Here is an 11,382-nt window from a genome sequence, read left to right on the forward strand (position 1 = left end):
AAAATTGAAATTCATTAAATACCGCCTACGGCAGATATGTACCGGGAACGGTGTGATGTAAGTTAGATAAGCAAAGCGTTATCCAACATCGATGACTCAAGGTTGGTTGACGTGTTTGACTATGGCGGAATGCGCTATCGCTTTTCCGCCCTACAAAAGAGAAATTATGCCGAATTATGTGCGTTATCGGATTAAAGGAGGGTGTTATTTTTTTACGATAAATCTGCTGGAAAGAAATAGAACGTTATTGGTTGATGATATCGATTTGTTGCGGGATTCGGTACGTTTATGTAAGCAAAAACGACCATTTAATATCGATGCTTGGGTGGTGTTACCGGAACGATTACACCCGCTTTATGAAGGTACTACTAAATTTTTAGTGAGTATAGAAACGCCCAATTGGTGCCTTTGTTAGACAGTCCTCAACGATCGTTTGATGCGTTAAACAGGTTGAAATAATTTCTTTGGATTATTACTAATAGGAGTGACCAATGAACGCAATCTCATTTCCACTACAACCACAAATGTCGGGGCAGCCCACATTTGATCTGCAGAGTGTACTGCAAGTACTGCTTGAGCGGGGTCGATTGCTGGCCAACGACCCTACCAACGCCGTCGATCTGGCCACTGAATTCAAAGCAGAACAGGCTCAGCAATTTTATGGCGGAATAACAGCAAAACTGGTTGCAATATTCCAGCAGGAGAACGCGCTAACGCCTTCAGGCACGGTGGATGAGTCCACTGCCAAGGCGCTCAATACGATACTGAAGCAGTTGGGTCTCCTGGATGCGCCACAAGGTGACAAAAGCCTACTAGTGCGAGGCACGATAGTTCATGCCGATGGCCATGCCGCTGCGGATCTGCCGGTACAAGTTTATGACTGCGACATGCGTTCAGAGGAACTGCTTGGCGCAACCCGGACGAATGCGAAAGGTCGCTATGAAATTCGCTACACCGCCACGCAGTTCCAACGTGCAGAGAAAGACGCGGCTGACTTGCTAGTTAAAGTCGTGGACGACAACGGCACCGTGATCGCGACATCAGACACTGTTTTTAATGCCACACCAGAGCAAGCCATCGACATTACCCTACAGCCGAACCAGGATCATGGCCCGTCTGAATATGAGCGCTACCTGAGCGAAATGAAGCCGCTGGTGGGCCCGGTCGAACATGCTGCGCTGACCGACGACGATCTCGAATTTCTGATCGGCGAGACGGGCATACCGCTGGAACATCTTAGCCAGCTGCGATTGGATGCCCAGTGGCAGAAGCTGTACGATGTTGAAGCGGCAGCGTTTTACGGCTTACTTCGTAAAGGCTTACCTACAGATTTACGCCAGCTGCTGGCAACGAAATCAGCGCGCTGGCGTACAGCGCTAAAACAGGCCATCGCGGACCACATAGTGCCCAGTAGCTTAGGCAGTCAGCTCGACGACATTGTGCAGCGCCTGAGCGAGTTGGCATTGGAGAACGCCTTCAAGCAGGAGGAGGGTGACGCGGTTGCGCCGCTCGGCCTGGTGGTGGCGACCGCGGCCGGTGTGACCGGGCCACAGCAAGAACAGTTCGTGAGCTTGACGCTGGACTACGAGCCAAAGCCAAGCACCGACTTCTGGCAAAAAGTGCAGTCTGAACTGAATGATGAGAAGGCCGTACGCGCTATACAACGTAGCCTGCAAGCTAGCGTGCTTACGTTCCACCACTTGCCGCTACTAACGCAGGTGCAGCAGGAAACCCAGGGCGACTCGGTGAAAGCTGTGGCTGGCTGGTCGGAAACAAAATGGCTGAGTGTAATAGACCGCGCGAAGGCGCACGGCACGCAAGTGCCAGAAGCTTTTACAAATGCGAAAGACTATGCCAACGCCATTATAAAGAAGGTCGATGCCTATTTGCCCAGCGACCGACTTGTTGCCAGAGCCACTCGTACGGCGGAGGATTTAGACCTGGCGACTGATTCGCCGCTGTTAAAGCTCTATGCCCACCTGGGCCTCGACAATATATTGGCAACGCCCGGCCTCAATGCCAGCCAGCAGAATGAGGCCGTACAAGAGAAGCTAGGGTTGTTCGATAGCCTTTTCAAAGAAAACCCAGCGCTAGATCTGCGCCATGCTGATCTTATTCGCGGTCGCATCGTGTTGCAGGGTAAGGAGACGGAGCTGGAGTGGGGCGGAATTTCTGAGGCTGATCGTCCTGGAATACTCAAACAAGCACGTGCTTTCCAGCGGGTGATGCCGCTCTCCAATAATACGGAAACACGAATCAAATTGCTGTCGGCCGGTTTTGACAGCAGCAGCAAGGTGCTCGGCACGTCTGTCGAGCGTTTGGCAATTCAAGCGCAGCTGCCGGTTGCAGAGGCTGCGCAGGTTCGCCGCGCAGCAAGCGATAGGGCGACAAAATTTGAAGTCGCTCGGTACGGTTTGTTTGAGCTTTTGTACGGCCCAGCCATGCAGGTGGACAACTTGGAAAGGACCATACCTGCAACTTTCCGGGAGATGGATAACATTGAGAAACTGTTTGGCGCACAGAACTTCTGCGATTGCGAGCACTGCAGCTCCATATTGAGCCAGTCCGCTTATTTTGTCGATCTGATGGCGTTTGTGGATAAGCATATTTCCCAAGCGCCGGAGGCCTTTGGTGAAGAAGACGATCCGCGCCGAAATAGCGCGCTTTACCTGCGCAAGCGGCGCCCCGACCTCTGGTCGCTGGAACTCAGTTGCAAAAACATTCATAACCAGGTGCCCTATCTGGAGGTGGTCAATCATACGTTCGAGCAATTCCTGATTGGGCACATCGAAGAGGTGAGTAACCGCAACGACCTTTACCAAGAGCTGTCCGACGCTGCGAAGTACAGCAGCTTCAAACAGCCATTTTTGCCAGCGCAACAGGAATTGGAGCTCTATTTGAGTCACTTCAGTCTGAAAAGGGCCGATGTGTTCGCGGTGCTCGGTCGACCGGTCGCGGAGCAACGGTTGGCGTATCTGAACGTGTCGCAGTTAGAGCTTGCGTCAGAGCTTGCCATCATAGTAGAGCCCAATAGGAACAACGCACACATGCGCCGCTTGTTTCATGCTGAGGGCAGCGGCAGAGATCCCGTACGTATTCCGGTGCCTCAGTTCATGCGCGCCACAGGGCTCAGTCGCGAGGAATTCATCCAGTTGCGGGACACGACAACGCTGTATCCATTTACTTTTACCATTGAACGTACACCGGTGGACGAAAGTCTGGGGCAGTTATTTGAAGAAGAAGCGCTTATAGCTACCAATGCGCTCTCAGCAATCAATAAGCTGGATACCATCCATCGCTGGATCCGCCTCTGGCGCAAGACAGACTGGAGTCTGATTGATTTTGACTTTGTGTTGAGTAGTTTGAACTCAGCTGGCCTGGCTTTCGGAATCACTGACGCAACGGTGTATCGCGTTGCCGATCTCAAGCTGCTGCAAGATCGCCTACATCTGAACGTAGAGGAGTTGATCAGTCTCTTCCATCAAATACCAGCACCGTTTGAGCGCCCTTCTGGTGATGATCGACCCAACCCACGCGCTGCGTTTCTGACAGCTCATGGTGTGCTGCTTCACCGACTGTTCGGTGAGCAGTCGTGGACAGACACGGTGAATTTCTCCAGTTTCGATACGGACTCGCCCACAGTGACGTTTGCCAACGATGAAGGGGCGGGCTCGTCGGACGTGTACCGTATATTGGCTGGCCTGAGTTTGAACGAGTCGGAGTTGGTCGCATTGCTGATCGATCTGCGGCAAGAGCTGGAGATACCCGGCAGCGGTGCCGAGCGCACCATGAAAATTACGGTTGCAAACCTCAGTGTGCTTTATCGCCATGTGCTATTAGCCCGCAAGCTCAAATGCTCCATAGCCGAGTTATTCCCGCTCATTCGACTGGTATTTGGAGCCGAGCAAACCGCGGTGCGCTCGCTAGAAGAAATGTTGCAGCTCTCCACACAACTGCCCGAAATCAATGTGCTACCATTTAGCCTTGCAGAGATGCGCTGGTTGGTGCTCGATGAAGGCCGCGATGCTGTTGGGATGAAGGCGACCGAAGCTCAGTTGACGCAGCTTCGCGACAACCTGCCCGAGATGGACAGCGCTGCGTTGCACTCAACGCTTGGCGACATCTATGGCTGGAAGACAGAGGTATCCGCAGAAGAGCGCGACGAAGGTGTGCTCTCGCAGGTTGAGGTGTTACTAGCGTTGGCCGGTGTCACGCTCACGAGCTTGCAGGTAGCAGTTGCCGATGGCGAACCTGAGGGCGCGTTACATGGACAGATCAGCCAACTGGAAAAGTGGTACCTGCTGCAGTTGAATCTGGAGCTGACCGTTGCCCATGAGCGTTTCATCGCCGATAACGCTATGTTGTTTGGCAGTACGGAAGTGTTCGAATTGTCGCTCATTCGTCGCTTGGCTATATACCGCACATTTGCAACAGGAGAGGCCGAAGAACTGGCATTGGCACATGCTTCTATGCGTATGTTTGGCGCGGAGCGCAGCGAATCAGTCGCACAGTTGTTAAAGGCTGACGCCACGCTTGTCGCGTCACTGCTTCAACCTGATGTGTTAGAGCTGGCGTCAAACGCAATGGAGGCGCTCGCGCAATTGCAAAGCGCCGTGGCACTGTGCCAGACCATCGGAGTAAATGGCGATGCGCTCGCAAAAATGACCGCATCGGCCTACGCCTACCTTCAGATCGGACGGGACGCAATGTTGGGGGCCTTACTTGCCAAGTACCCCGATGAAGCGCAACGCAACAAATTACTTGAACCCTACACAGAATCCATGCTTGAGCTGCGACGTGACGGCCTAGTGGACTATCTGCTGTCGCCAGCCTATTCAGACCCTGTTCCCGCAGACCGTGCTAATTCCCCGGTCATGGTGTTCCACGACCCGGTTGATCTGTACCGTTTCTTTTTGATGGATGCACAGATGGACGGCTGTGCCCGCACCTCTTGGGTTCTGGCAGGCATTTCCAGCTTGCAACTTTACGTGCAGCGCTGCCTGATGAATCTAGAGCAAAGCGGCGAGGGCGATGAGCACGCTATCCAAGTACCACCATCTGTAATACCTCCACACGAGTGGGCGTGGCGCAAAAACTACCGCGTATGGGAAGCCAATCGCCGTATCTTTCTCTATCCGGAAAATTATATTTACCCGGACTTGCGCGACGACAAAACGCCGTATTTTGAAGAAGCAGTGGATGAGCTGCAACAGCAGGAAATCAGTCAGGATTCGGCCGAGAGCGCCTACAAGAACTACTTTGACAAGTTTCTTAAAGTGGCCAACATGAATTATGCGGGGGCCACTTTCCGCGATCAGCCCTATGGCGGCCCATTATATTTATTCGCTCATACTCATGAAGATCCACCTGAATACCATTACAGAACTTTGACGCCTACAACAGGTGATAAAAATAGCGATGTCTGGTCACATTGGCACCGAGTTGACCTTCCGATTAACGTCGAAACCGTTTCGCCCATTTTGTATCAGGGCAAGCTGCATGTCTTCTGGGTGAATATAAAAACTCGTATGGTGAACGAGATGGTTGGAGGTAACTCAAAACTAGTTGCCTACAAACACACCATTGATTTGAACTATTCACACCAAAACGCTAAGGGGACTTGGGAGCCTCAAACGAAAGTTAGATTGAGGGATGCGTATGAGCCAGTCGTAAAATATGATAAGGGCTCTGCCGGGACACCCGTCTATCATTCCCCTGAGTCGACCTACGACTCCTATTTTAGGGGCTCGGAAACTGAAATACGAGAGTTTGCAACAGAAGAACATACGCTCATGGGTTATAAATGGGACAGAGTATATCCAATATTGGCAAACGACAAACTGCTTTTTCGATATTCCGGTACCGTTGACGTTACGGGGCAACGCGTGCCCGACAGTTTTCGAAACAGAGTTTCTGAGCTGGATAAGAAGGTATGGCAAGACCCTCAACCGATTGAGCGAGATCGATGGAAACATGTTGTTTATTTATTTGATGATACTGCGTTGGCAGAGGGCAAAGACATCGATGGTTTCTCGGATATTGGACTGCTTCGCCAAGAACTTTCCTCCACTCCCTATAGAGTCCGAGTTATAAATGGCGGTGGGCACCCTACTTACATCGCCTCACTTGGAACAGATTCGTATTTGCTGAGAGGTCGTCGTGATAGAAAAATTCGTGCTAGACCTTTGGGTTCTACCATTGTTCAGCCCCTTGGCGCTGTTTTGCATGAAGATGGTCTGGATACCCTGCTTTCTGTTGAAACACAGACAAGATTCAAGGAAACTAGAAACCCTTGGCTCCTGCGCTCGGACATAGTAAGCTTGGATCCAGAAGACGCTGAAGCCAAACACATCGACTTCAAAGGACCTTGCGGCAACTACTACCGCGAGCTCTATTTCCACTTGCCGTTTCAGATCGCCTTCAACCTGAACGCTGATCAGAAGTTCGCTGAAGCGCAGCGCTGGTTCCATTACATCTTTGACCCAACGGCGGCAGATAGTGATCTGGATGATCTGGATGAACAGCCGGGCGATCGCAACTGGCGTTACTCCCCGTTCCGGGGGCAGAAGCTGCCAAACCTGCAGGCCATGCTGACTGACGAAGGCGCGATTGCACAGTACCGCAATGACCCTTTCAACCCCTGGGCCATTGCACGCCTGCGTCCGGGTGCCCTGCAAAAAGCGGTGGTTATGAAGTACATCGACAACTTGCTCGACTGGGGTGATTACTTGTTCACCCAGGACAGTTACGAGTCGATTAACGAAGCCACGCTGCTTTACATCACTGCACTGGATATTCTTGGCGACCGGCCCGTGCAGATGGAGGTCTGTTCTGTGCCTGAGTTCACAACCTTTGCCGACGTCGCCGAGGACATAAAAGGCGAATCGGAGTTCGTGGTGCTCGAAAACTATATCGCGTCTAGCCGGCCTGACATTTCAGGTTTTCTGACCGCGGACCGCTTCGAGCAAGACGGTACGTTCAGTGTTGTGCCAACAAGGACTCAAGAGCGTCTTCGAGAGCTTTCCCGCGGAAACGTAATCTCCGAAATTCCCGAGCTGGAACTCTCTTACCTAACAAGTCAGCCTGTGTTCGAGCCCGAAACCCCGGAGGATGAAACGCTAGATGCTGGCACATCAAGTTCTGGGGCTGTCAGCGCAAGAGGCTCAAGGGTCGTTGGGGCTTTTCTTGCGGACATGTCGAAAGTGCGCACGGTATTTTGCGTGCCAGTGAACGAACACCTTTTGGGTTATTGGGATCGGGTTGAGGACCGGCTGTTCAAAATCAGGAATTGCATGAATATTCGTGGCATGCGCCGCGCACTAGCGCTTTATGCACCACGGATCGACCCGATGCTGTTAGTGAGAGCTAAAGCAGCTGGCCTGTCGCTTGAAGACGTGCTGCAGTCCGAATACTACGGTCAGCCCCCAATCTATCGGTTCGTAGTCCTGATCGAGAAAGCACGAAGCCTCGCCGCTACGGTGCAGGGGTTCGGTGGAGGCTTACTCAGCGCGCTGGAAAAGAAAGACGTTGAAGAACTCACTTTGATGCGGGCGCGGCATGAACAGAACATCATTAGCCTAACCCGGCAGGTGAAAGAGAATCAAATCGCGGAGGCTCAACGGCAGCGGATGAGCCTGGAGGCATCTGAAACGAATTTCCGCAACCGGATTGCTCACTATGAGAGTCTCCTCGAGACCGGGCTAATAACTTGGGAGCGCACGCAGCAGGTCGCAAGACATACTGCAACTGGACTCAAGGTCGCTGAGGGTGCAGTTCATCTGCATGCCGGTCTTGCTTACTTAATCCCTCAACTTGGAAGTCCGTTTGCTATGAAATATGGAGGCAAAGAGCTAGGAGATAGTGCGGTAGAGTTCGCAAGTTGGACTTCAGCTCTGGCTGGCGTTTTGGACGCCGTTTCTTCTTCGGTAGGTCTGGAAGCGAGCAACCAACGCCGTTCCGATGAATGGGTGTTCCAACGCGACACAGCACAGCAAGAACTAAATCAAATTAAACAACAAATTGAAGCTGCCAAGCTGCGAGAGGAAATCGCCCAACGCGATCTGGAGATCTACGAAAAGAACGTTGAACAGACCGAAGAACAGTATAACTTTGTAAAGGGGAAGTTCACTAAGGTCGGGCTGTATAACTGGATGGCCCAACAAATGACGCGGTTGCATCGGCAGGCTTACATGCTTGCGTATGATGCAGCTACACAGGCCGAAGATGCCTTCCAGTTCGAGCTCGACTTACCCGAGACCACAAGCTTCATTGAGTCGGGTAATTGGGAACAGGACAAGGCAGGGTTGCTCGCCGGAGAGCATCTCATGCTGCAGCTGCACCAAATGGATCAGGCTTTCCATACCGCCAACGAGCGCGAACTGGAGATGACCAAACATGTCTCGTTGCGTCGGCTTGACCCACTCGCCTTGTTGAGCTTAAAAGCAACTGGGAAATGCGAAATTAGCATGCCAGAATGGCTGTTTGATCTGGATGTACCTGGTCACTTCATGCGTCGTATCAAGAATGTAAGCCTCTCGATTCCGGCAGTCACGGGGCCTTACACCGCTGTCAACTGCACATTGTCATTAAGCAGAAGTAGCATCCGCTTGTCGCCAACAGCGGATGACCGATTTAGGCATTATTCAGATAAGGTACAGTCCATCGTCACCAGCAATGCCCAGAATGACAGCGGCTTGTTCGAGACTAATCTTCGCGACGAAAGATTCCTTCCTTTTGAAGGGCAAGGTGTTATCAGTACATGGAATCTGGAGTTGCCTAACGAGTTTCGTCAGTTCGATTACGACACTATCTCCGACGTGATCCTCCATCTCCGCTATACAGCGCGTCAGGGTGGAGACTCACGTCGTCGAGCAGCTCTCAATAATTTGCGTACACTCGTCGAAGAGGCCGAAGGGTTCGGCCAGGTACAACTTTTTAGCCTGAACCAAGACTTCCCGACCGAGTGGCACCATTTTTTAGCTGGCGACGAAATGTTCCGAGCAATGGTCAAGCGGGAACATTTTCCGTACTTGGTACAAGATAAAAATATCCGCGTCAGCGGAGTGGAGCTTTATGCAATCGAGGAAAAAGAATTGCTGTCGAGCATGCCGAATATGGGCGATCTTCCAATGCTTTTCCAAGGTGCAAACCAAGAGTTCGAAATAGCACTGGCGCCGGATCATGTGCTGAAAAGAACACCGGATACGCACGTATTCTTAGTTGTTCGCTATGCTATTGCGTAGTTGCAGTGCAGCTTCTACGGCAGTGTAGGCTTTCGGATCAAAACTTTGCGCAGATTCCTGATCTCTCGCAGTAGCCCTTAGATTCCTAGCCTTACATATTTATATGGTATTTCGCGATTGCCAGAAGCGGACAATGGCGAGTTTAACACTTACGCCATGAGCCGAGATTAGGATAGAAAAGGACATCACCTTCGGCAACCTGCTCATCAATAAGCTAACCAATATTGGGTTGCCTGCCAAACCCGACGGAGCGTTGAAGCTGTTTTTTGATACCAACGTAATGTTAGATCTGTGGGTTGCAGTAACGTGGAGTGATCTGGAGTAAAAGCCCCAAACAAATACTTAAGAAAGACGTAAACTAAGTATATAAATAGCTTGAAGATGTTTGAGTAATGCGAGGTTATGTATAAATACAATGATTGGTGCGCCCACCAAGACTCGAACTCGGATCGGTCGCTTAGGAGGCAACTGCTCTATCCTGTTGAGCTATAGGCGCGTTGGGAGTGCTATTGTAAAAAGAATTATTCAAAAAAGCAATCAGCTTAAAGCAAGTATTAACTATTCACTATTGCTAAGAATATTAGTCATTTCTATTTCCTGATCCGCTTTACTAGTACTAGGGTTGGATGCACCATTAAATAAATCATCCATGTTGTTTTTATAGCCACCAATATTACGATAGTCATGCCTTTTCAAGATATCTTGTCCATCACTTGAGAGTATAAAATTGCGAAAGGTAAGCGCGACAGGATTGTTGGTTAAAATAACGCCGTCAACAACTTGCTCATCCTTTAGGGCATAGCCAAATAAGGTTAAATTACGAGCTTCATTATTATCACGACTTGCCATGTCGTTGATGTTTTTAGCTGTATCCTCTTCATTTTCTGCTATGGTCTCACTAGCATTTATTTGACTTTGATTGAGTTTGCTTTGTTTGTCATTGAATAGTGTTTGTAAGGGTGCTAACTGGTTTTGACTCAGATCGTTATCTGCGATAATAATATCAGTGCTGGCAATAGAGGGCAAAGTGTCGTTTGCAGACTTATTGTTTACTGATACACTATTTTTAGGGATATTGGTATCAGGTAGGGTAAGTAATGAGTTGGCTGGTACATAATTTGTTAATATCTGTACTCTAGGATAGCGTGATTCAAATTTTACAATGATGTCGTCCAAAGCAAGCTGTAATGTCTCTTCTGCTCTTATATTTAATATATTAACAGTGGTATCACCCTCATCTTCTTCGTTTGCTCCTACAGCGGTGCTAGTGTCGACATTCTCGTTACTCATAATGGGTAGAGGGTTTAATGTTTTGCTATTGTTGTGCCATAACCATAGAAAAATACCGATAAAAACAATTAATAATAAAATGAGTCCTGCAAAAATTAGCTTAAAATCTTTCATATCTCGTGGCTTAGTTTTAAATTTATGGTTTATATTATTTTAAAGTTCTAAATGATAAGTTGCCTCAGCGGCGGTCATCTAGCACCTCGTTGCTCAATTCTGCTAACATTTCAGCGAAGATATCGGTTGCTACGGTGTTGGCATTCGTAGGTTCTTTATTGTTCAATATGCGCTCACTATCATGACGAGGTCCATCTGCGCTTTCATCGTTACTGTTGTCAGGCTGCTGGTTAGGAGAGCTGGTCATTAGGGATGATTGGCTGCTAGCGTCTGTCGATGCGCTTATCGCTGACCTCTGCGTATGGACTGGGTGAGCGGCTAGAGGTGATACGCCATCGTTGAGTAAATCTTTGAGCCATTTAAACCCATTAGCCTCCCACCATGCTTCAAATCTGGGTAAGGTGCTACCTTGAACGGCAGTAGGGAGGTGCAAAGTTCGTAGCTGCAAAGCCAGCTCAGGGTCAGCAATACTTTGGTTGCGACGTAGGTATAACGCACTAGTATCACCATCATAAGGTTGCCGGCGTTGCCAAGCAGCAGCATCGATTTTCATACGCGGTAATTGCCACAGCTTGCCACGAAAATATATGACGTAAAGCCGTCTTTCTGGATGAACAAAAATGGCATCAATCGGACGCAGTGACATAATAATAAGGTCTTATAACAGGGTAATAAAAACAAGGACTAAATAGTTTACAAAAGCTTCAATTATCTAAACGACACTATTTGTCGTAAG

General features: G+C 49.8%; 4 protein-coding genes and 1 tRNA gene. 2 read left to right on the top strand and 3 right to left on the bottom strand.

What is annotated here, in order from left to right:
- The first annotated feature begins 166 nt into the window (after positions 1-166).
- Positions 167-415, top strand: coding sequence for a hypothetical protein (locus ACR63N_RS07095; RefSeq protein ID WP_367108740.1), 249 nt, complete (start codon positions 167-169; stop codon positions 413-415).
- Between the two features lie 76 nt (positions 416-491).
- Positions 492-9,242: a Tc toxin subunit A-related protein gene (locus tag ACR63N_RS07100; protein WP_472782678.1), complete on the top strand. Its 8,751-nt coding sequence runs from the start codon at positions 492-494 to the stop codon at positions 9,240-9,242.
- 420 nt (positions 9,243-9,662) lie between these two features.
- On the opposite strand, the gene ACR63N_RS07105 is transcribed toward ACR63N_RS07100, so the two are convergent.
- The 3 genes from ACR63N_RS07105 to ACR63N_RS07115 form a co-directional block, all read right to left on the bottom strand.
- Positions 9,663-9,738: transfer RNA gene (locus tag ACR63N_RS07105), tRNA-Arg, on the bottom strand.
- Positions 9,739-9,800: 62 nt separating this feature from the next.
- On the bottom strand, positions 9,801-10,646 hold the full coding sequence (locus ACR63N_RS07110; RefSeq protein WP_472782679.1) for a hypothetical protein: 846 nt from the start codon (positions 10,644-10,646) through the stop codon (positions 9,801-9,803).
- 64 nt (positions 10,647-10,710) lie between these two features.
- On the bottom strand, positions 10,711-11,292 hold the full coding sequence (locus ACR63N_RS07115; RefSeq protein WP_472782680.1) for a hypothetical protein: 582 nt from the start codon (positions 11,290-11,292) through the stop codon (positions 10,711-10,713).
- Positions 11,293-11,382 lie beyond the last annotated feature (90 nt).

The sequence above is a fragment of the Psychrobacter sp. M4 genome, from assembly GCF_055699795.1.

Bases quoted from the DNA above. Each gene is read 5' to 3' on its own strand.
- ACR63N_RS07115 (WP_472782680.1), bottom strand. From the start codon at position 11,292: ATGTCACTGCGTCCGATTGATGCCATTTTTGTTCATCCAGAAAGACGG.
- ACR63N_RS07110 (WP_472782679.1), bottom strand. From the start codon at position 10,646: ATGAAAGATTTTAAGCTAATTTTTGCAGGACTCATTTTATTATTAATT.
- ACR63N_RS07100 (WP_472782678.1), top strand. From the start codon at position 492: ATGAACGCAATCTCATTTCCACTACAACCACAAATGTCGGGGCAGCCC.
- ACR63N_RS07095 (WP_367108740.1), top strand. From the start codon at position 167: ATGCCGAATTATGTGCGTTATCGGATTAAAGGAGGGTGTTATTTTTTT.